The sequence below is a fragment of the Pararobbsia silviterrae genome (genome assembly GCF_003628125.1).
In the GTDB taxonomy this organism is placed as follows: Bacteria; Pseudomonadota; Gammaproteobacteria; order Burkholderiales; family Burkholderiaceae; genus Pararobbsia; species Pararobbsia silviterrae.
On the sequence record NZ_RBZU01000011.1, the window covers coordinates 241,597 to 264,254 of the forward strand.

At 65.6% G+C, this 22,658-nt stretch carries 14 protein-coding genes; 7 read left to right on the top strand and 7 right to left on the bottom strand.

The genetic code is table 11. The features are described from left to right. Positions 1-94: 94 nt before the first annotated feature. The 4 genes from uca to D7S86_RS22055 all read left to right on the top strand — a co-directional run bounded on the left by uca (position 95) and on the right by D7S86_RS22055 (position 7,531). The gene (gene uca, locus D7S86_RS22040) at positions 95-3,724 is read left to right on the top strand and encodes an urea carboxylase (RefSeq protein ID WP_121089351.1); all 3,630 of its coding nucleotides are present in this window, start codon (positions 95-97) and stop codon (positions 3,722-3,724) included. 1 nt (position 3,725) lies between these two features. Next, positions 3,726-5,579 (top strand): allophanate hydrolase, encoded by a 1,854-nt coding sequence (gene atzF / locus D7S86_RS22045; protein WP_205962868.1) that lies wholly within the window; start codon positions 3,726-3,728, stop codon positions 5,577-5,579. Between the two features lie 73 nt (positions 5,580-5,652). Then, positions 5,653-6,606: an ABC transporter permease gene (locus D7S86_RS22050; RefSeq protein WP_121089414.1), complete on the top strand. Its 954-nt coding sequence runs from the start codon at positions 5,653-5,655 to the stop codon at positions 6,604-6,606. A gap of 10 nt (positions 6,607-6,616) precedes the next feature. Further along, the gene (locus D7S86_RS22055) at positions 6,617-7,531 is read left to right on the top strand and encodes an ABC transporter ATP-binding protein (RefSeq protein ID WP_121089353.1); all 915 of its coding nucleotides are present in this window, start codon (positions 6,617-6,619) and stop codon (positions 7,529-7,531) included. Positions 7,532-8,957: 1,426 nt separating this feature from the next. Here the strand turns inward: D7S86_RS22055 and D7S86_RS29255 are convergent. Beyond that, positions 8,958-10,046 carry a hypothetical protein gene (locus D7S86_RS29255; protein WP_147432421.1) on the bottom strand — a complete coding sequence of 363 codons (1,089 nt, stop codon included), beginning with the start codon at positions 10,044-10,046 and terminating at the stop codon, positions 8,958-8,960. Between the two features lie 1,137 nt (positions 10,047-11,183). On the opposite strand from D7S86_RS29255, the gene D7S86_RS29260 reads away from it, so the two are divergent. The 3 genes from D7S86_RS29260 (at position 11,184) to D7S86_RS29850 (ending at position 14,503) form a co-directional block, all read left to right on the top strand. Continuing rightward, entirely contained in the window at positions 11,184-13,274 is a 2,091-nt protein-coding gene (locus D7S86_RS29260; RefSeq protein WP_147432422.1) for a hypothetical protein, read from the top strand. Positions 13,275-13,793: 519 nt separating this feature from the next. After that, positions 13,794-13,970 (top strand): hypothetical protein, encoded by a 177-nt coding sequence (locus D7S86_RS22070; protein ID WP_158602048.1) that lies wholly within the window; start codon positions 13,794-13,796, stop codon positions 13,968-13,970. Between the two features lie 224 nt (positions 13,971-14,194). Next, on the top strand, positions 14,195-14,503 hold the full coding sequence (locus D7S86_RS29850; protein ID WP_166444146.1) for a hypothetical protein: 309 nt from the start codon (positions 14,195-14,197) through the stop codon (positions 14,501-14,503). Between the two features lie 380 nt (positions 14,504-14,883). Here D7S86_RS29850 and D7S86_RS22080 read toward each other — a convergent pair whose 3' ends face one another. From D7S86_RS22080 to D7S86_RS22110, 6 genes are all read right to left on the bottom strand, one after another. Next, complete coding sequence (locus tag D7S86_RS22080; protein ID WP_158602049.1) at positions 14,884-17,082, bottom strand: ATP-binding cassette domain-containing protein; 2,199 nt, start codon at positions 17,080-17,082, stop codon at positions 14,884-14,886. 1 nt (position 17,083) lies between these two features. Next, the gene (locus tag D7S86_RS22085; protein WP_121089362.1) at positions 17,084-17,920 is read right to left on the bottom strand and encodes an ABC transporter permease; all 837 of its coding nucleotides are present in this window, start codon (positions 17,918-17,920) and stop codon (positions 17,084-17,086) included. After that, positions 17,917-18,858 carry an ABC transporter permease gene (locus D7S86_RS22090; RefSeq protein ID WP_121089364.1) on the bottom strand — a complete coding sequence of 314 codons (942 nt, stop codon included), beginning with the start codon at positions 18,856-18,858 and terminating at the stop codon, positions 17,917-17,919. The genes D7S86_RS22085 and D7S86_RS22090 overlap by 4 nt, the downstream gene beginning before the upstream one ends. Before the next feature lie 21 nt (positions 18,859-18,879). Further along, positions 18,880-20,526 carry an ABC transporter substrate-binding protein gene (locus D7S86_RS22095; RefSeq protein WP_121089366.1) on the bottom strand — a complete coding sequence of 549 codons (1,647 nt, stop codon included), beginning with the start codon at positions 20,524-20,526 and terminating at the stop codon, positions 18,880-18,882. 126 nt (positions 20,527-20,652) lie between these two features. Then, positions 20,653-21,939: an EAL domain-containing protein gene (locus D7S86_RS22100; protein ID WP_121089368.1), complete on the bottom strand. Its 1,287-nt coding sequence runs from the start codon at positions 21,937-21,939 to the stop codon at positions 20,653-20,655. A 565-nt stretch (positions 21,940-22,504) separates the two neighbouring features. Beyond that, positions 22,505-22,658: hypothetical protein (locus D7S86_RS22110; RefSeq protein ID WP_147432424.1), on the bottom strand; the 154-nt coding region annotated here is incomplete at its 5' end.

Below are 22,658 nucleotides of genomic sequence, written 5' to 3' on the forward strand. Positions count from 1 at the left end.
CGGTATCGCCGCGAACCCTGGCGCCGGGACGACCCGGCGCACCGAAACACATGGGCAGGACGACCTGCCCGAGAACCCGGCGCACGCCACGCTCATGTTCACCAAAGTCCTGATTGCGAACCGCGGAGAGATCGCCTGCCGCGTGATCCGTACACTGAAAGCGATGGGGATCGGTTCGGTCGCCGTCTATTCGGAGCCTGACCGTCACGCGCGTCATGTGATGCTCGCCGACGAAGCCGTTTGCGTCGGCCCCGCGCCTGCCGCGCAGAGCTATTTGAACGCCGACGCGATCCTCGCCGCCGCGCGCGCGACGGGTGCGCAGGCGATTCATCCGGGCTACGGCTTCTTGTCGGAGAACGCAGCATTCGCCGATGCGTGCGAGACGGCGGGCATCCGCTTTATCGGGCCGCGCGGCGACCAGATGCGCGCGTTCGGACTCAAGCACACGGCGCGCGAAGTCGCGAAAGCGAACGACGTCGCGCTGCTGCCGGGCACGGGCCTGCTCGCCGATCTGCCCGACGCGCTTGCGCAGGCCGCGCGCATCGGCTATCCCGTGATGCTCAAGAGCACGGCGGGCGGCGGCGGCATCGGCATGTCGCTGTGCCGCGACGCGGCGCAGCTCGAAGCGGCCTATGCGAGCGTCGTGCGTCTGGGCCAGGCGAATTTCTCGGACGCGGGCGTCTATCTCGAGAAGTTCGTCGAACGCGCACGGCATATCGAGGTCCAGATCTTCGGCGACGGCCTCGGCGACGCAATTGCGCTCGGCGAGCGCGACTGTTCGGTCCAGCGCCGCAATCAGAAGGTCATCGAGGAAACGCCCGCGCCCGGGCTGACCGACGACGAACGCACGCGTCTGCATGCGACCGCGGTGCGGCTGGCGCGCGCGGTCGCCTATGCGTCGGCCGGTACGGTCGAATTTGTATTCGACACGGATACACGCGCGTTCTACTTCCTTGAAGTCAATACGCGCCTGCAGGTCGAGCATTGCGTGACCGAGGAGGTCACGGGCCTCGATCTCGTGCGCGCGATGATCGAGCTCGCGGCCGGCGAACTCGCATCGCTCGACACGCTCGCGGTCACGCCGCGCGGCGCGAGCATCCAGGTGCGCGTGTACGCCGAAGATCCGAACAAGCAGTTTCAGCCGAGCGCGGGCGTGCTGACCGACGTGCGCTTCGCGCGCGATGCGCGCGTCGATACATGGGTCGAACCCGGCACGGACGTGCCCGCGTTCTACGATCCGCTGCTCGCGAAGATCATCGTGCGCGGCGATGACCGCGCGGCCGCGCTCGCGGCGATGCGGCGCGCGCTCGACGACACGCATCTGTACGGCATCGAGACGAACCTCGACTATCTGCGCACGATCGTCGGCTCGCCGGTCTTCGTTTCAGGGGCGCAGACGACGGCATTTCTCGGCGCCTTGCGTTTTGCGCCGCATACGATCGACGTGCTCGACGGCGGCGTACAGACGACGGTCCAGGATTTCCCGGGCCGGCTCGGGTATTGGGACGTCGGCGTGCCGCCGTCGGGGCCGATGGACGATCTGTCGTTCCGTCTCGCGAACCGGCTCGCCGGCAACGACGCGAGCGCCGCGGCGCTCGAATTCACGATGGTCGGCGCGACGCTGCGCTTCAATGCGGCGACGACTGTCGTGCTCGGCGGCGCGGCGCTCAGCGCGACGCTCGACGGTGCGCCCGTGCCGTTCTGGCAGACCGTGCGGATCGAGGCGGGCAGCGTGCTGAAGGTCGGCGGTATCGCGGGGGCGGGTGCGCGCGCGTGTCTCGCCGTGCATGGCGGGCTCGACGTGCCCGACTATCTCGGCAGCAAGGCGACGTTCACGCTCGGCCAGTTCGGCGGTCATGCGGGCCGCGCCCTGCGCAAGGGCGACGTGCTGCATCTGTGCGACGGCGCGAGCGCGCCGGTCGAGGCGCGCACACTCGACGCGCAGTGCCGGCCCGTGCTCACGAGCGCCTGGGAGATCGGCGTGCTCGACGGTCCGCACGGCGCGCCCGATTTCTTTACGCCGGCCGACATCGCGACGTTCTACGAGACCGCGTGGACCGTGCACTACAACTCGAGCCGCACGGGTGTGCGCCTCATCGGACCGAAGCCCGAGTGGGCGCGTCGCGACGGCGGCGAGGCCGGACTGCATCCGTCGAACATCCACGACAACGCCTATGCGATCGGCGCGGTCGATTTCACGGGCGACATGCCCGTGATTCTCGGTCCCGATGGTCCGAGCCTCGGCGGTTTCGTCTGCCCCGTCACGATCATCCGCGCCGAGCGCTGGAAGATGGGCCAGCTCAAACCCGGCGATACCGTGCGCTTCAAGCGCACGACGTCGGCCCAGGCGGCCGCGATCGAGGCCGCGCAGGATCAGCTCGTCGAGACGCTCGAAGCGCCGCGCGCGACGCTGCCCGCCGCGCGCGCGGCCGACCGCGTCGACTGCGTGCTCGCGCGCGATCCGTCGGCGGGCGACGGCGTGGGCGTCGTCTACCGGCAGGCCGGCGACAAATACCTGCTCGTCGAATACGGTCCGCTCGCGCTCGATCTGAACCTGCGTTTCCGGGTGCATGCGTTGATGAACTGGATGCTCTCGCACCGGCCCGACGGAATCGTCGATATGACGCCGGGCATCCGGTCGCTGCAGATCCACTACGACAATCGCGTGATCGCGCGCGAACGCTTGCTCGATCTGCTTGCGCGCGCCGAGACGGAATTGCCGCCGATCGCGAGCATGAAGGTCCCCACGCGCATCGTGCATCTGCCGCTCTCGTGGGACGACTCCGCGACGAAGCTCGCGATCGAGCGCTATATGCAGTCCGTGCGGCCCGACGCGCCGTGGTGCCCGAGCAATATCGAGTTCATCCGGCGCATCAACGGCTTGTCGAGCATCGACGACGTGCGCCGTATCGTGTTCGATGCGAGCTATCTCGTGCTGGGGCTCGGCGATGTGTATCTCGGCGCGCCGGTCGCGACGCCGATCGATCCGCGCCATCGGCTCGTGACGACGAAGTACAACCCCGCGCGGACGTGGACGCCCGAGAACGCCGTCGGTATCGGCGGCGCCTATATGTGCGTCTACGGCATGGAAGGGCCGGGCGGATATCAGTTCGTCGGCCGGACCGTGCAGATGTGGAATCGCTATCGGACGACGCGTGAATTCGAAGCCGGCAAGCCGTGGCTGTTGCGCTTCTTCGACCAGATCCGGTTCTATCCGGTCAGCGAGGCCGAATTGCTCGATTTGCGCGCGGACTTCGTCGCGGGGCGCGCGAGCCTGCGCATCGAGCCGTCGGAATTCGATCTCGGCGCGTACAACCGCTTTCTCGTCGACGAGGCCGAGTCGATCGGCGCGTTCAAGTCGGTTCAGCAGGCCGCGTTCGAGGCCGAGCGCGAGCGTTGGCGTGCCGCGGGTCATGCCGAGTATGTCGGCGAGCCCGAGGCAACCGCCGCGTCGGGCGCGGGCGATACACTCGCGCCTGACGAGAAGGCCGTGCTCGCCGACGTGTCGGGCAGCGTCTGGAAAGTGCTGGTCAAGGCGGGCGACGAAGTCGACGAGGGCGAACCCGTCGCGATTGTCGAATCGATGAAAATGGAGATCGCCGTGACCGCGCCCGCTGCGGGCGTGATCGCGCGGATCAATTGCAAAAGCGGTGCGCCGGTGCAGGCCGGCCAGGCGCTCATGGTGATCGGCGCCGCCGATGCCTTGCTCGAGGAGGAAACCTGAGATGACGATGGACGACACGCCGAACATGACGATCGCCGCGCTGCATGCGCGCTACCGCGACGGCTCGCTGACGCCCGACGCGCTCGTCGAATCGATCGCCGCGCGCACCGCGCACGACCCGCATCATGCGTGGATCCGCGCGCTCACGCGCGACGAGATGCGCGTCTATGCGCGCGCGCTCGACGGGCGATCGCCCGACGACCTGCCGCTTTACGGCGTGCCGTTCGCGATCAAGGACAACATCGATCTCGCGGGCGTGCCGACGACGGCCGCGTGCCCCGAATTCGCCTACACGCCCGAGCGCTCGGCGGCCGTCGTCGAACGCCTGATCGCCGCGGGTGCGATTCCGATCGGCAAGGCGAATCTCGATCAGTTCGCGACGGGGCTCAACGGCACGCGTTCGCCGTACGGCGCGTGCCGGAACGCGCTCGATCCAAAGTACGTATCGGGCGGTTCGAGTTCGGGTTCGGCGGTCGCCGTCGCGCTCGGCGTCGCGAGTTTCTCGCTCGGCACGGATACCGCGGGGTCGGGCCGCGTGCCCGCGATGTTTCATGGATTGCTCGGCGTCAAGCCGACGGTCGGCACCGTCAGTACGCGTGGTGTCGTGCCCGCCTGCAAGTCGCTCGACTGCGTATCGATCTTCGCGACGTGCGTCGACGATGCGCAGACCGTGCTCGAGATCGCGCAAGGCATCGACGCCGACGATCCGTACGCGCGCGCCGTCGAACCCGGACCGCTGCCGCGCGCGATCGGTACGCTGCGCATCGGCGTGCCGCGCGAAGCGCAACGCGCGTTTTTCGGCAACGATGCGTTCGCCAAACTGTTCGACGAAGCCGTGGCGAAATTCGCATCGCTCGGCGCGCAGATTGTCGAGGTCGATTTCGAACCGCTGCTCGAAACGGCGCGGCTGCTGTACGGCGGACCGTTCGTCGCCGAACGGCATGCGGGCATTCGCGCGTTCTTCGATGCGCACGAAGACGCGGTCCATCCCGTCGTGCGCGGCATCGTCGCGAGTGCGCGCGCGTACACGGCGACCGACGCATTCGAGGCGTTCGATCGGCTGCAGACGCTGCGCGCGCGTGCGCAACGCATCTGGCAATCGATCGATACGATCGTGATGCCGACGGCGGGCACGATCTACACGATCGAGCAGATGCTCGAGAAGCCTGTCGAATACAACTCGAATCTCGGCTACTACACGAACTTCGTGAACTTGCTCGATCTCGCGGCGCTCGCGATTCCGACGGGTGTCGCCGCGGACGGCCCGACGCCGGGCATGCCGTTCGGCGTCACGCTCGTGGGCCCCGCGTTCAGCGATCCGATGTTGCTGGGCATGGCCGCCGAATACCTCGCGCAGCCCGCGACGCGCGCGAGCGTGCATGCGGCGCCCACGATCGAGGTCGCGGTCGTCGGCGCGCATCTGACGGGGCAGCCGCTCAATGGACAACTGATCGAACGCGCGGCCGTGCGTGTCGCGACGACCACGACGAGTCCGCATTACCGGCTCTACGCGCTCGATACGCGGCCTGTCGCGAAGCCGGGGCTGATTCGCGTCGACGCGCACGGCGCGCGGATCGCGCTCGAAGTCTGGCGGATGCCCGTCGCGCATTTCGGCAGCTTCGTCGATCTGATCGGCTCGCCGTTGGGCATCGGCAGCGTCGAGCTCGACGATGGCCGCGTGGTCAAGGGTTTCATCTGCGAGCCCCACGCGTTGAGCACGGCGCGCGATATCACCGAGCATGGCGGATGGCTCGCGTATCTGGCGACGCGCGCCCCGGCGAGCGCGGCGGTCGGCGCGGGGGCGGGCGCAGGGGTGGGCGCATCGGCGAAGGCCGAACTCGAAGGAGGGCATTGACATGGCGACCGTCGTTCAACCCGAGAAGGCCGAGCCCGCGCGCGCGGGGACCGCGACACCGCATCGGACGCGCATGCGCTGGTTCGCGGTGCGCAAGGAGCTCTCGCCGCGCGCGCGGTTCGTGCTCGGCATCGGCTCGTTCATGCTGCCGTTGCTTGTCTGGTGCATCGTCAGCTATGTGCCGTTCGTCTGGCATCCGCTGCTGCAGATTTCGGATCCGGGCGGCGTCGATTACTTCCAGAACGGCATGCTCGTCGACAAGGCGACCTTCGCGAACGAGACGCAGAACATGGTCGCCGCGCACAAGCCCGTGCCGGTCGGCACGCCGTCGAATCCCGTCTATCTGCCTGCGCCGCACAAGGTCTTCGAGGCGTTCTACACGGCGTTCACGACGAAGCCCGAGGCGCGCGACATGCCGTGGCTGCACGAGAGCCTCTGGCACAGCATCCAGGTGATCTTCTGGGGCTTCGTGATTTCGTCGGTATTCGGCGTGCCGCTCGGCATCGTCTGCGGCACGTATAGCGCGCCCGCGCGTTTGATCGAGCCGTTCACCGAGTTCTTCCGTTATCTGCCGGCGCCCGCGTTCGGCGCGCTCGCGGTCGCGATTCTCGGCATCTACGACGGGCCGAAGATCGCGATCATCGTGATCGGCACGTTCTTTCAGCAGGTGCTCATCATCGCGAACACGACGCGCAAGCTCGACTACGCGTTGCTCGAAGCCGCGCTCACGCTCGGCACCAAACGGCTCAAGTTGCTCACGCGCGTCGTGATTCCGGGCGTGTTGCCCGATCTGTATCGCGATCAGCGGATCCTGCTCGGCTGGGCGTGGACCTATCTGATCGTCGCGGAGCTCGTCGGCACGAGTTCGGGCATTACGTTTTTCATCACGCAGCAGGCGCGTTACGAGCACTTCGAGAACGTGTACGCGGCGATCGCGATGATCGGCATCATCGGCCTCGGCACGGATCTCGTGCTCGCATGGCTCGGCAAGAAACTGTTTCCGTGGGACCGCACCCTGAAGGCATGAGGAGTCTGATATGCACAATCCGCACCCCGTCCCCGACTATCTGATTCAATCGCCCGAGGTTCGCGCGCGCTTCGAGCGCATTCGCGCGCGCGAGGTCATTCTCGAAGTCAAGGATCTCGGCAAGACCTACGATTCCCCGCAAGGGCAGACGACGGCCTTGCGCAATATCGAATTCAAGGTGCATCGACGCGAGTTCGTTTGCGTGATCGGGCCGTCGGGCTGCGGCAAGTCGACGCTGATCCGTATTCTCGCGGGCCTCGAGTCGCATACGGCGGGCGAGGTCCTGCTCGACGGCAAGCCGGTCGAGGGCCCGGGCCCCGATCGCGGCATGGTGTTTCAGGGCTATACGCTGTTTCCGTGGCTCAGCGTCAAGCAGAACGTGATGTTCGGGCCGGAAATGAATGGGCGCGGCAAGCTCGAAGCCGAACGCGAGGCGCTTCAGTGGATCGATCTCGTCGGGCTGTCGAAGTTCGTCGATGCGTATCCGCATCAGCTCTCGGGCGGGATGAAGCAGCGTGTCGCGATTGCGCGCGCGCTCGCGAATCAGCCGCGCATTCTGTTGATGGACGAGCCGTTTGGCGCGCTCGATGCGCAAACGCGCTGCAAGATGCAGGCGCACCTGCTCGAGATCTGGAAGAACATCGACATCACGGTGTTCTTCATCACGCACGATCTCGACGAGGCGATTTTTCTGGCTGACCGCATTCTGGTGCTCAAGGCGCATCCGGGTGAAGTCCAGGAGATCATCGAGGTGCCGGTGCCACGGCCGCGCCATCAGGCGCAGATCACGTCGGCCGAGTTCATGGCGACCAAGGCGCGGCTCGAGGAACTGATTCATCCGCCCGCGCCGGTCGATACCGAAGACGACGAGGGCGTGCATCCGCATGTGTTCCGGATGACGAGCGTCGAAGACAACGTCGAGTGAGTGCGAGTTCGACGGTTCGGCGCGGTTCGCATTTCGGATAGTTGCCCTGCGCTCTCGGGGCTAATCTTGGCCTGAACGCGCATTTGCCGGCACGATCGGCACGCGTGTGTCGACGCATCCGATTGAGGCGCGTCGCATCGGGATGTGGCCTTCGAGACGCGAACCCTCGGCCGAGGGGTGCGTCGCCGCGCGCGCGAATGTCGCCGGGTGGCTTATGGGAATCGCTTCTTCGAAGCAGAGGAAGAATCGCCGATCGACGCGTTCGATGTCCGTGCCGGGGGAAGCGGTACCGCTGTCGAATATCGAATCGGACGGCGGGTGGCTCGGATCGGATACCGGGCGGTCCGATACCGACGCGCGCGATCGAAGGTATTGCATGCCGCGGCGCACCGCCCGGCCCTCGTCATCGGACCTTTCGTACGCGCGCTGCGATGGTGCGACCGCGACGACGGTCGAATCGCGGACGCGATTGCCTGTGCGTCGTTCTGACGACCGTCATGCCCACATCGTTTATCTGAGCGAAGGCGAAGACGTCGAATCGCATGTGCGATACGCGCAGCGAGAGACTGTCGTATTCGTCGAAGACCTCGGTCCCGAATTCGAACCGCGAGAGACGCTGCCGGCCGATTCGCCGGTTATCTTCGCGGAGTTCGGCGTGCCGCATGACATCGAAGACATCGAAGACATCGACACGCCGGCGCCGACTCGCGGCGTGAACGAGGACAGTGGCGCTTCGGCGCACGAGACGACGCATGCCGACGCGGATCGGCCGAGCGCGTCGCGTGAGGGTGAAGGGGCTGATTCGGACAGGACGCGTGCGCAAAGCGCGTTCGAATCCGCAGACGCCGGTACGTCGACGGCCCGCGCGGACCATGCACCCCCCCTGCAGCAGCGTAGCCGATCGAATCCGAGCTTTTTCGCTTACTTGTTCGACGACGTCGCCCGGCAAGCGGATGATCAGGCGACGCGCGACCAAACGGTGGCCTTTCTCGGACACGCACCGGAATGGGAAGGGCGCCGCTTTATTCCGCGTCCGCCTCCGGACGAGCCGAAGCGCGCGCGGCCTGGCGACCGAGGCCCCAAAAAACGGGGCCGTGAGTCCAGGCGGGCGCTCAAACATCGGCAAAGGATCTATCGCGCGGCAATGGCGGACGAGGACGCGAGAATGGCCTCGAATGCCGAACGGCGAGGCGTGCGCGCGTGGATCGACAGGCATGGAAAAGATGGGCTGATCGCGGCGGGTTTCCTGATAGGTATCGCGATGGCGCTGTGTCTGGCTGTCTACATATTGCTCGTGATGGGCTTACGGAGCTTGGGCGATGTGCGGGGCACGCGCGACAACGGCGATGACCTGCGCGCGATCGCGGCGGGGATCTGGATGGTCGCGATGGTCGTGATGCTGCGCACGCGAGGGGCAAAGCGAAGGCTAGCCGCTGCGTATTCGCAACTCCATACGCATTTCACGCCGAGTATTCAGTCTCACGCCAAGTGGATTGCGCCGCCGGCCGACGCGCCTTCGGATCGCGCGTCTTACGCGGAGGCCCTGTTCGCGAACGACACGATACCGGTTGCCCCGACGAGTCCTTCGGACGATGGGGCTGGCGTACCCGTCGCGGACACGAACGCATTGACGTTCTCCGCCGATTTCAATGGCACGAGCGAGGCGTCTTTGTCGAATGCGACCGGGCCGCCGAACATACCTTGGCCCGTCGACGTGTTGCGGCAGCACTACCGTCGAACGTCGCCTGAGCGCATGCATCGAGATTTGATAAACGAGGGCGGCAACGGCACGCTTCGCGACCACTTCGTCGAGGCCTTGTTCGAGGAAGCCAGTGACGAGGGCGCCGATCGATTTGAAGCCCTGACGGCAGCCGACCGAATCGATGTCCACGATGTCTGGCTCGATACGCAAACGTTCGGCAAGGGCGGCATCGAAGGCTATGTGTTCGACCGATTCGCCGCGCCGATCGTCCGCGGCGAGATCCGATTGAGCGATCTCTACGATGTCGCGACAAACACATCGCGTGTGTTCGGCCAGGCGGATGAATACGCGGCGCCGCTGACGTCCCACTTGATCGACGTTCGATTCCCGCTCGCAAAAGTGGCGACGATGCGCAATGTCACGCTCGGCGCGCCGGGTTATCACGAACTCCACGTCGGGGCGCACGCCCTGAATGCTGCCGGGTTCGATCTTGCGAACCTCACCGAGCGCGATTTTCGCACGGCGGCCAAGGCGACCTTCATCGAGGCGTTGAGAGACCCGGACGTGCTGTCGTGGTTGATCGAGGCCGTTCAGTTTCCGGCAAAGATTCGCTATGTCTCGAAGACGAAGGCGACGGCGCGCTATACGGACATTCCGATCGACGTCGTCACGGATTTCGTCGGCACGATCATGGGGATGGATTCGTCCGCGACGGTCGTGACGGATTTCTGGGCGGCATTGAGTCAGCGCGAGTCGCTGACGCGAATTGCTGAAAGGACGCTCAAAGCCGAAGTCGACCTTGGCCTTTGTCACGCGCGTACGCCGCTGGCGACGGCCGCCGACGGGAAATGCCGGATCGCCAAACAATACGGAAGCACATTGCTCGGCGGCGCGAATCTACTCAGAGACATGGCGAGCCGGCCTCTCGATCTGTACTTGGAGCAAAACGAACGGATTCTCAAACGATACGAAGCCTACGATCGACAACGGGTGAACGCCTATTTGCGATCGCTTCCCGCAGCGGAGAACGCGCGATTTGCACAGTCGGAAGTGCTGATCTTGCACGACAAGAACTTCTCGCTATGGGGACATCTGACGGAAGGCATTCGAGTCCTTCGTTCGAATTTCACGTTTCTTCTTGTTCGAACCGAGGCCGAACAGTCTCTCTATGTATTGACGGTCTCGAACGACGCCTACGTGACGCATGCCGTGATCCATCTCGCCGGGAAAGATCCTTTCGCCCACTACGCGTTGACGTTTGGGGCTGAGCCCGAGCGGACAGTCGAGATCCGCTTGGCGCCCTCCGGTCGGAGCAAGGGCGAAAACCAGCCTGTATCCACGCTCGCCGAGTCGATCGTATCGGATCACCTGGATACGATGCGCCGTGATTTGAATCGCGTCGAATTCGACAATCTGGGGAAGGACGCGGTACTTGAATTTTTTAAATGGTGGATCGATCCCGTTTACAACTGCAGATCGGACCCGCTCGATACGGAATTGGGCCCGATGCTGTGCTCGTGGGATCTGGGCTTCATGATCTACGGACTCGCCGAATCGATCTCTGCGCTGCCGCTTCGACTCGGGTATATCGGATCGAGACGTTTGATCGAGGAGATGTCCACGATCGAAGCCGAAAAAATGTCTTTGGATGCGTTCAAGAAACTCGGGCAGCGCATTCTCGAAGGCGCGGGAACGCAGGCGGCGCGTTTCATGGCGGAAGGCGAGGTTCTCGCCGTGCTGAAGTCGTGGGTGGGGTGGACGTACCCGTTGTCATGGGCGATCGTCAAGCGGATCAGGCCGACGTGGCGGTATCTGATGGACACGGTCGGCGTGCTCGACGATCAATCCGTGTTGCTCACCATGCCGCGCGCGACGCGATTGCCGGCGTCGAATCGACCGATGGACGTCGATTCGCGCTTCGTTCAGGCGCAGGTCAACGACGTGCTGTCGTTGAGCCGCCTCGATATCGAGTTGCCGATTTTCGGCGAGGCCTACGAGACGTCGGGATTCGCATTCAAGCCCTGGGTCCCTGAACGCGGCATCTATGCGGTCTCGATGCCGAAAGAAGGACTGGATCTCGTGGGGCTGGCCGTCAAAGTCGATGGCCAATGGTATCGATACGTGCCGACGCGAACGGATCTCTCGGCGGGGTTGATCGAGCCCGTCGATTCCAGCGAATCGGAAGGCGTCCGGTTTGCCGTCGCGCTTAACAAGGGACGCGTCGAATCCGTCCCGTATATGGATGTCCTGAACGAGGCGCGGCCGCGTGGCGTATTGAGCGGGGCCGACGACGATCTTGGCTGGACGTCGATCGAGCGATGGCTCGATCCATACGACGCCGAAGTCGAACGTTTCGCCGTGCTGAGCCCCGAGAAGAAACTGCATCGGGTTCGTGCGACTGAGCAGCAGGCGTACGGCGCAACACAGGTCTTGCGAACGGCGATCGAAATCGACGGCGCGTATTTCCGGTTTACCGCGCTGAATAGAGATCAAACATGGGGCGTCATATCGAATCCGTCGCCGCACTCGGCGTTCGGTCTTGATGATGCGGATATCTTTGTCGAGTGGGATCGCGGTCGGTGGCAATCGATGGCGCCCGAGAACGTCAAGCGATTCAAACCGAGGCTGATGCGGGATCGCGCGCTTGCGCCTTATCGCACGGACGAGCGACCCGAAGTCCATGAGGGGCCGCTGTCCGACGAACTGACGCCAAGCGAAAAGGGTGACTACGGCTTGGCATTTATCGAAGGCCAATACTATGCCGCGCGGCCGATTTCCGCCGACGATCCGTCGGCGGGGATCGAAGTCATCGACCTGAACGGGAAACGTCCTCCCGTCAGGTTGTCTCCGGGCAGGAAGCCGAATGACTACGCGCTCGATCGGGCGTGGATGGCCGAGGTGCGTCGATCCAATCCGAGGCCCCCTCAAACGCGTTCCTATTCGCTCAAGGAATATTTCGCGCAATGCGCGGTCCGACGTGTGGTTCGCTCTCCGACCGGCGGTGCGCGCCCCGCGTGCGATTTATCGCTCAAGCGTTCAGACAGCGGATTGCTCTCCGACTATGTGGGTGCGAAGGCCGATATCCTGTCGATCCGCAGCGTGATGGAGTCGATTCTCGACGCCAACTCGATCGATACCAGACTTGTCATGGGAACGTTGTGCAAAATACTCGCAGGCGGTCGACGAGGGCCGCTTCGATTCGGCGAGATTAAGAAGATGATGTTGGATACGTTCAACGCCGTGGAGCGGATCGATCCGGACAAAAATATTGGATGGAAGGACCTCATCGAGGATGACGCGTTGACGTTGGCCGAAACCGAACGTCGATCGATCGATGAAAAGCCTTTGGGCTCGAAGAAGGTCATGTGGGTATCGCGCATCGCATCGGGGAATCAATTGAAATTTCTTGACGAGGCGGAATACCGGTGGGACAGCAGGGGAACCTTGTTCCATGAGATGTCGCATGCGGATACCGCCTCGCACGCCGAGGATCTGGATTTGCGCTGTGTACCGCGGGTCGGCGAGGATACGCCATCCGAGTTGACGGCATATGTTCGATATTCGGACGATGCGACGCACATTGACGTCTCGTATCTCGTGATGCTCAAACTTCAGGCCGATCTTGGCGTGGTAGAAGATGCCATGATGAACGGCGACACACGCGAGATATTCTTGCGATTGGCGATTCAGTGTCATCGCGATTCCGGGTTCCGCACATATCTGGAAGGGCTCTACGATCGGTTTATCGGGGAACTCATGACAAACGTGGATCGGCGCGTGGCGGATTTAAAGGCTAAGGCGCAGGCCGAACTCAAGGACTTGATAGCGGAGCGAGCACGTGTTGAAAAGCTCGGGACGGGATCGGGGGCTGAGCTGCGTCAGAAGATCGCGGTGGCATCGCGCGCGATCCAGGCGATCAACCGCGATGTGGTGATCGCTCAAGGCCTGGTGCCCAGCGAGATTCCCCCGTTTTACGTGGATGTCGCGCGCATGCAGTGGCAGGGTCCCACGGCATTCGCGCAAGCGTCTTCGACTCGTTAGCGGCGGATGTCAGGATCGCACGCGAAAAAAAGCGCTTCGGGCCGGGGGTCCCGAAGCGCCCAACTGCAATTCCGTCGAACATGCGGTGTTGACTTCGCGCTGGACGCACGTTCGCCGGGGCTGCAAACAAGGAAGATATCCGTCGTGCGGTGTCGGTATGAGTCTGCGTCGCCTTCGATGGCAGACAGACACGATCGCGACGTCATCTCCCCTTGGACTGAAGGCGGCGCATGTGACCTCAGGTTGGTGCCCAATCAATCTGTATCGCAACGCCGTCGCGGATTGTCGACCGACGACGAACGTGCCGCCTTCCGTCGCTGGCGCATCGTGGCCGCATCGCCGCCATGACGTGCACAGTGTTCACCTAAGAGCGCGCGCGGACTCAATGACTGCCGCCGTGGCCGCCGCTCGATCCGTGACCTCCGCCCATGCCGCCGGCCGCGCCGCCCATCCCACCCGCCGCGCCGCCCATGCCGCCGCCGGCTCCACCCATGCCGCCGCCCGCACCGGCGCCTGAGCTTGAGCTCGATCCCGATGAGCTTGAACCGGAGCCTGAGCCTGATCCGGAACCCGACCCCGAGCCCGAGCCTGATCCGGAACCCGAGCCTGACCCTGAGCCCGATCCGGAACCTGAGCCAGATCCCGATCCCGAACTTGAACCGTGACCGCCGCTGTTACTATTTGAACCCGCGCTGACGCTCGCGGTGCTGAACCCGACTGTGGTGCTGACACTCGTCGACGCCAGACTCGCCTCGCCCGTGCTGCATCCGCATGCATCGCCACCACCGTCTCCTCCGCTGTGTCCCGGACCGCTGGGGCCACTTGGACCGCTAGGACCACTTGGGCCGCTGGGGCCACTTGGACCGCTAGGACCACTTGGGCCGCTGGGGCCACTCGGTCCGCTGGGACCACTCGGACCATTGCCTCCGGTCGTGCCGCCGCCGGTGCCCGATTGCGTCGTCGTGCCGGGCGAGCCCGTGCTCGGTCCCGATGCGCTCGTCTTGCCGGGCGTGCCGGGATCGCTGTTCGATGCGAGCGACGTCGAGCCTGACTGTGCACACCCGAAGCGTTGCCCGGGCGGACAGCCGCTCGCGGGCGGCTCGAATACCGTCGCCATATCCGTCATGAGCTGCGTGTCGATCGGCGGCGCGTTGGCGACGGCCTGCGCGAGCTGCGACGTCGTGCCGACTCCGAACGAAGCGGAAGCATCGCCGGCCCACGCGGGTTGAACCGCGAGGCCGACGAGGCCCGCCAAACAGACCTGAATCGCCCATGCGAATCGGCCCGATACCCCTGTTATGACGTTCTTCATGGCTGGCCCCTCGCGCAACCCCGGCGTTGCGTTCACTTCACGACGCGCCGGTAGATGCGATATGCGTTTTCATCGCTCGGTATTTAGCGATATCCATGCCATTGGCGCGCGAGCCTTATCGCACAAGCGATCGGGGTGTGGCGACGAGGTAAACAGGTGTGCGAACCGAGCGAAAACGTTTCAGCGTTGAAACGAGCCTCTGCGCGTCATCTGCAACCTGTACGCGCGCAGATCGGACACCGCGTCGCCGGAGCGCGTCATGCGGTGCACGTGCGTGTGTGTCCGCCCGAAAAACGTTCAAGCGGCGGTATCAGATCGTCGGTAGAGATGGCAACGCACGATGTGCGCATCGTTCGCACGCGCGTTTCGCGTGTGTGTCGATCGAGCGTCGCGTGCGGACGCGTCGTCCGAGCTCAGGGTGGCCATGCGCAGATCGACGGGTCGCTCGCGCTCGCATATCGCGCCGAGCGATGACGTGCAGCGTGATGCGTAGACGCATCCCCTATGCGACGTATCGGTATGCGGGGCCATGGCGTCGCCGCGTGTCTGACTCGGCGTGACCGTGAGCGTGGGCGAAGAACCCGACGCGTCTGACGAACCCGAAGAGCCCGAAGAGCCCGAAGCCGCCGGCGACGGCGAAATCGCGGATGCGTTCGCAGCGCGCGTTGCCGCGCGCAGCAAGTCCACGGTGTACGGGTGTGCCGGTGCGGCGAACACCCGATCTGCCGGACCGCTTTCGACGATCTGTCCGCGATACAGCACGGCCACGCGATCGGCGACATACCGGACGACGGCGAGATCGTGCGAAATGAACAGATAGCTGGTTTGCGCGCTGCGCTGGAGTTCGACGAGCAGATTCAGGATCGATGCCTGGACCGAGACGTCGAGCGCGGACGTCGGCTCGTCGCAGATGACGATGCGCGGCCGCCCCGCGAACGCGCGCGCGATCGCGACGCGTTGCTGCTGTCCTCCCGATAGTTCGCGTGCGCGCGCATGCAAGCGTCCGTGCGGCAGATGAACGGCATCGAGCAGCGCGCGGACCCGGTCGTCGCGTTCGCGTCCGCGAAGCCCCGCGAGCTTGCCGACCGCGCGTCCGAGCAAGGTGCGCAGCCGATGGGCGCGATTGAGCGCGCTCTGCGGATTCTGGAAGACGCTCTGGAGCGCGGACGTGTGCGTCCGCGTGCGCCGCTCGACGCGCGCGGGCAACGGTTCGCCGTCGAGTTTCACGGACCCCGTGTCGGGAGCGACGAGCCCCGCGACGATGCGTGCGAGCGTGGTCTTGCCCGAACCCGATTCACCGACGAGGCCGAGCGTTTCACCCGCATGAATCGCGAGATGGACGTGGTCGAGCGCACAGACCGTTTCGCGTCCGATGTGAAACGTCTTCGAAATATCGACGAGTTCGAGCGCCGGGCGCGTGTCGGACCGCATCGCCTCTGCGGACGCCGCGCGCATGCCGGACGCGTCGACTGTCTCGGATGGCGTCGCCGGACGTCCCGTGCGCCGCACGTCTTCACGCGATCGATCTTGCCTCGCATCGTCGAGCGTCGCGAGCGGACCGTCGCGGCGCGTGCGTCCGATCGTCGGGATGCAGGCGATCAGCGCCGACGTATACGGGTGCGACGGACGGTCGAACACCTGCGAGGACAGGCCTTCCTCGACGAGTCGCCCCTTTTCGAGGATGCCGACACGCTCGCACAGGCCCGCGACGAGCGGCAGCTTGTGGCTGATGAACAGCAGCGCCGTGCCCGATGCGCGTCGAAGCGTATCGATCAGCGCGATGATCTCCGCCTCGACCGTCGCATCGAGCCCCGTCGTCGCTTCGTCGAGAATCAGCAGCGCGGGGGCTTTGGCGAGCGCCATCGCGATGACCGCGCGTTGCTGCATGCCACCCGACAACTGATGCGGGTACGACGCGGCGGCGCGTTCGGCCGACGGCATGCGTACGCGATCGAGCATGTCGAGCGCTGCCGCTCGCGCGTCGCGCCGGCTGAAGTGCGGGTTCACGTGAAGGTTCGGACGAGCGAACAGGCGACTGTGTGTCGCAGGTTCGCGCGCTGGGCTATGCGTCGGCGCGCGTGCATGCTCGGATGCGTCGAATGACGCGCGATCGAGCGCGAGTTCGAACGATTCGATCAATTGATCGCCGATCGTGAGCGTCGGATTCAGCGCGCGCGCCGGGTCCTGGTAGACGAAGCCGAGATCGTGCCGGCGCAGCGCGCGCAGCGCACGCGAGCCGAGCGCATGCACATCGTGGCCCGCGAGTTCGATACGGCCGTGTTCGATGCGGGCTTCTTTCGCGAGATAGCGCGCGATCGCGAGCGCGACGGTCGATTTGCCGCTGCCCGATTCGCCGACGAGGCCGTAGGCTTCGCCGGCCCCGATCGACAGACTCAAGGCATCGAGGGCGAGCTGTCGTCCCGCCCCCGTGCGATAGCTGACGCTCAATGCGTCGATCGTCAAGGGCGTGGCGCGCTTCGGTGTCGTGGCGTGCATCTCAGGCATCCAGCGACGCGCGTATGCCGTCGGCCACGAGATTCACGCCGACCACGAGCGAGGCCGTCGCGATCGCATCGAAGGCCACGGTCCACCATGCGCCGCCCGCGATCAGCGGATAGTTTTCGGCGATCGCGAGACCCCAATCGGGCGAGGGAGGCTGGATGCCGAAGCCGAGAAACGAGAGCGTCGCGACCGTGAAGATCGCGTAACCGAGCCGCACGGTCGCTTCGACGACGATGGGTCCGAGCACGTTCGGCAGGATCTCGACGAGCATGATCGATACTGCCGATTCGCCGCGCAGACGCGCGGCGGCCACATAATCGAGATGCATTTCGCCGAGCGTCGCGGCGCGCACGGTCCGCGCGACGATCGGCGCGAATACGGCGCCGATCACCACGATCACCGCCGCATTCGAGCTGCCCACCGCCGCGAGCACGATCAACGCGACGATCACGAGCGGCAGCGCGAGCGTCGCATCGACGAGGCGGCCGAGCACGTCGTCGAGCCAGCCTTGCCAATATCCCATCGCGAGGCCCAGCAGCGTGCCGAGCGCGGTGCCGATCAGTGTCGCGAGCGGCGCGATCACGAGGATGTCGCGCGCGCCCGCGACGACGCGCGCGAGCACGTCGCGTCCGAGCGCGTCGGTGCCGAACGCGTGATCGCGCGACGGCGGCAGCAAGGCGTTGAGCGGATCGGCCGCATAGGGATCGTGCAGGAAGCCGTGCGCGCCCGCGATCGCGCAGACGACCCAGAACAGCACGATCGATACGCCGACCCGCGTGCTTGTGCGGCCGAGCCATGCGGGGCGGACGAACGCGAGGGCGCGCGCGTTCATGCGCGTGCTCCGTGCCGCAGGCGCGGATCGAGCAGCCGGTAGCAGAGATCGGCGCTCAGGTTCGCGATCAGATAGACCGCGCCGATCGCGAGCACGCCGGCTTCGAGCATCGGAAAGTCCTTGGTCTTCGCCGCATCGACGACGAGCCCGCCGATGCCCGGGTAGTGAAACAGCGACTCGACGACGACCAGGCCGCCGATCATGTAGCCGAGCTGCGTCGTCGCGACGGTGATCGTCGGCAACAACGCGTTGCGCAGCACGTGAAGCGAGAGCACGCGCCGGAACGCGAGACCTTTGAGGACGGCGGTTCGCGTGTAGTCGGCCGCGAGCGCATCGATGACACCCGCTCGCGCCATGCGCGCGAAGTAGCCGAAGAACACGAACACGAGCGGCAGCGCGGGCAGGAACAGGTGGCCGAGCGCCGTGAGCGTACCGGCGTCGGGCGGCGCGCTCGCGCTCATCGGAAGCCAGTCGAGCCAGACGCAGAAGACGAGGATCAGCACGATCGCCGAGACGAACTCGGGCACGACCGCGAGCGTCGCGCCCGTCATGGTGATGACCCGGTCGATCCACGTATCGGCGCGCAAGGCCGCGGCGACGCCCGCGATGATCGAAAGCGGCACGACGATCGCGAACGCGAGACCCGCGAGCTTCAGCGAGTTGAGCAGGGCCGGACCGAGCAACGACGCGACGGGCGCGCGATACGCGAGCGAGGTGCCGAGGTCCGCGTGCGCGAGCTCGCCGAGCCAGTGCAGATACTGGATCGCGACGGGCCGGTCGGCGCCGAGCGTGTGATCGAGGGCGGCCACCGCGCGCGCGTCGGCGAGCGGCCCGAGGATGGCGCGCCCGACGTCGCCGGGCAGCCACTGGCCCGCCGCGAACACGAGCATCGACAGGATCCAGAGCGTCACGAGGGACAACAGTGCGCGCTTGAGCATGGGGATGCGTGTCGCACGCGCTCAGGCGAGCGACGCGCGCTCGAGATAGAGTTGCGAGATCGCGCTGAATCGCACGCCGCTGAGATTCGCCGTCGTCGCCGTCAGCGCATCGAAGAAGTACGGGATCGATACGGGCGTGTCGGTCAGCAGCCGTTGCTGGATCTGCGCGGCGGATGTGCGTTGCGCGGGCAGGTCGAGCGCGCCGACGTAGTCGCTGACGAGCCGGTCGTACTCGGTGCTCCGGTAGTGCGCGGCATTCCACGGACCGCCGCTCGTGAGCGTCGCGCTCAGGAACACGTTGGGAATCCCTCGATGTCCGTAGTCCGTGATGCCGAGCGTCGAGTCGAGCCAGTCCGATTTGCCGAAGGTGCCCGAGCCGTAATACGCGCCTTGAGGTTCGACCTTGAGCGTGATCGCGATGCCGATCGGCTTGACCGCATTCTGGACGAGTACCGCGAGATCGCCGATCTCCTCGAAACGTTCGGTCGTCAGCGTGACCGCGAAGCCCTTGGAAAGGCCGGCTTGATTCATCAGTTCGCGTGCGCGGGCGAGATCGAGCCGCCGCTGCGCGACGCGCGTGTCGGTCGACGCGAAGACGGGCGCGAACGGGCTGTCGTTGCCGGGCTGTGCGTGGCCGCGAAATAGCCCGCGCGTCATGGCGTCGCGGTCGAGCGTGAGAGCGAGCGCTTCGCGCACGCGGGCGTCGGCGAACGGCCCCGTGTCGCAGCGCATGTGGATCTGACGATGCGAACTCGACTTGACCGACAGCACGCGGTAGGCCGGATTGTTGAGCATCGACAGGCCGCCGAGCACCGTGAGGTTCGGCATGACGTCGGCCTGCCGGCCTTGCATGGCGAGCAACTGGCCCGGCGCATCCGCGTAAAACGCGAACTGGACGCGCTCGGGAATCGCGGGCGCGCCCCAGTACGTCGGATTGCGCACGAACGTCGCGCCGCGTTGCGGCGCGTACTGTTCGAGCCGGAACGGGCCGGTGCCGATAAACGTCTTCTCGAAGCCGCCGGTGTAAGACGCGGGCAGGATCACCGCGTTATAGGTGTCCGAGGAAACGTAATAGGGAAAGTTACCGTTCGGCGCATCGAGATGAAACTCGACCGTGCGCGCATCGCGTGCGCGCGTGCCGCCTTTCGAGAGCACGCCTTTGAAGGCCGATAGCGCAGCCGAGCCGGATGCGGGATCCGTGAGCCGATCGAACGTCGCGACGACGTCGCGCGCGCCGAGGATCTGGCCGTCATGGAAACGCACGCCGTCGCGCAGCGCGAACGTCCAGACGTCGCCTTTGGCGTTCGGGGCCCACGACGTCGCGAGCGACGGGATGAGACGGCCGCTCTCGTCGTCGACGACGAGGTAGTCGCAGGTCTGGTTCAGCAGCGGGACCGATGCGGGATCCGAAATCGTCAGCGGATCGATCGCGCCGGCCGGCGTGAGGCCCGCGACGCGGATCAGCGGCGTGGGTTTCGCGGGCGTGGCGGCGAACGCTTGACGAGCCGGACCGGCGCCGAGCAGCGCGCCGAATCCCGATAGACCGATGACGCTGGCGTATCGAAGCACCGTACGACGGTCGACGCGGCCGCTCCGGTATTCATCGAACGCGGCATCGCGCAAGGCTTCGAGGTCGTGTGGAATCCGGCGGGCGTGCTGATCGGGCATGGGCTCGGCGAGTGAGATTCGACTGCACGGGCCGCGTCCCGGAGTGGGGTGCGTGCCCGTGCGCGAGCCATGTTAGCGCAAAGCGGCCGCCGCTCGCGCGGCGCGCCGCGTGCGCCGCGGATCCCTTCAGACTTCGGACGAGGTCGGTACGTCGTTCAGATCGGCGGGCTGGCGCGGTTCCCAATCGATATCGCCGCAGAGCACGCATTGCTCGGTGCCGATCGTGATCGCCATCGACAACGTCACGCAGACCGATGCCTCGGTGATCGACAGATACGGACGCGTCGCGTGCACGCGTCCGGGTTCGTTCATCGCGCCGCGGAAGTACGGCCGGCGCAGCCAGCTCGCGCCATGCGCATCCGACACCGGCAGAAAGCGCGCCTCGCGCGCCGACGGCCGGCTATGCGACATCACGTTGCCGCCGATCTGGCGTCCGCGCGAATCGAGCAGATAGCAGCGTTGCGCATCTTCGAGCGACAGGAAGTTCCAGCAGACCTGATCGAGCGCTTCGCCGGCCGCGAGTTTGGTCGCCGCGCCTTCGAGCGCGCGCATGTACGGCGCGAGCCGCAGATGACGCTTGCGTTCGGTTCGCTCGGTCTTCTCGCGATAGGTTTCGAGCAGGGTCTGCAGCACGACGCCTGACGTATGCGTATCGACGGGCGCCGCGGCCGGACGCGAAAAGTAGCTGCCTTGGACGAAGTCCGCATCGGCTTCCATGGCGAGCAGCGCTTCGCGTTCGGTCTCGATGCCTTCGATGAGCACGAGCTTGCCCGCTTCGTGAAGCAGCGAGATCAGGCCCGGCAGCACGCGCGCGACCTGCGCGCGCTGGCTCGCGTGGAAAACGATATTGCGGTCGAGTTTGACGATGTCGGGGTCGAGCTGCCAGATGCGGTCGAGATTCGAATGGCCCGCGCCGAAGTCGTCGAGCGCGATGAGGAAACCGTACTGGCGGAAGATGCGCACGCCCTCCGCGAGCTTGCGCAGATCGGCGGCCTGACGGTCCGACACCTCGAGCACGATCCGTTGCGGTTTGAGTCCGAGGCGGCGCAGCTCGGAGAGCAGCGCCGCGCATTGCCACTGATCGGCGAGCGCGGCCGGATGGATGTGGACGAACAGCCACTCGCGGTCGCAATGCAGGTTGCGGAAATTGTCGAGGTGCAGCGACTGCGCGAGGCGATCGAGTTCGAGCAGATCGCCGAGTCGCGCGGCGCGGCCGAAGACGTCGAGCGGCGACACCGACGCATCGAGCGAGTTATGGGCGCGCAGCAGCGCTTCGTAACCGGCCGCGCGCATATGCGAGAGGCTGAATACGGGCTGGAATGCGCTATAGAGTGTGAGCTCGCCGTAACGAACCTGCTTTTGCGTGCCGTCGCTCGACGTTGTGGCGTGCGGGCGTTCTGACGTCACAGCCATGAGTTTCTCCCGGTTCTTGCTCTGCTGCGGATTGCAAGCAGCTTGCCCAGTCAAAAGCAAAGACCGTGCTCAGCCACATCGCGCAATGATATGAGAAAAGGGCCGGTCTTGCCCGTAATCTGTGCGGATCGCGCATCGTGCGCCGACCCGCCGCGTTGGGTCGGTGTTCACGCGCACTTTCGCGGTGCGCGCCACGAAATTCGTGGTGCGCGGCGCATCGCTCGCACAGCGGCGGCGAGCGGCCCGCCGGTCGCGACACTTCGCAGTCGCGCGCGTCGGATGTGGCGGTGCGCGTAGGCGACGTGCGCGTCTGCGACATGCGCGTCTGCGACATGCGCGTCTGCGACACGGGCGTAGCCGACATGCGCACGCATTCGAGTGTCCGCGCGTCGTGGGCGCGCATCAATCGGGGCCGATGCGGATCGTCGGGAAAGGAAAGGCCCGGTCGGTGTTCACCTGAAGGTGACGCCGACCGGGCCCGAGCGGGTCGCCGCGCGCGCCCCGGGCGCGGCTAAGCGGGCGCTTCGGATGCGCTTGGCGCGCTCAAGATGCGCTGCGGGCGCGCCTATTTCGCCTTGGCCGAAATCACGGCCTCGGCGACGTTGCGCGGCGCTTCCGAGTAGTGCTTGAACTCCATCGTGTACGTCGCGCGACCCTGCGTGAGCGAACGCAGCGACGTCGAGTAGCCGAACATCTCGGCGAGCGGCACTTCGGCGCGC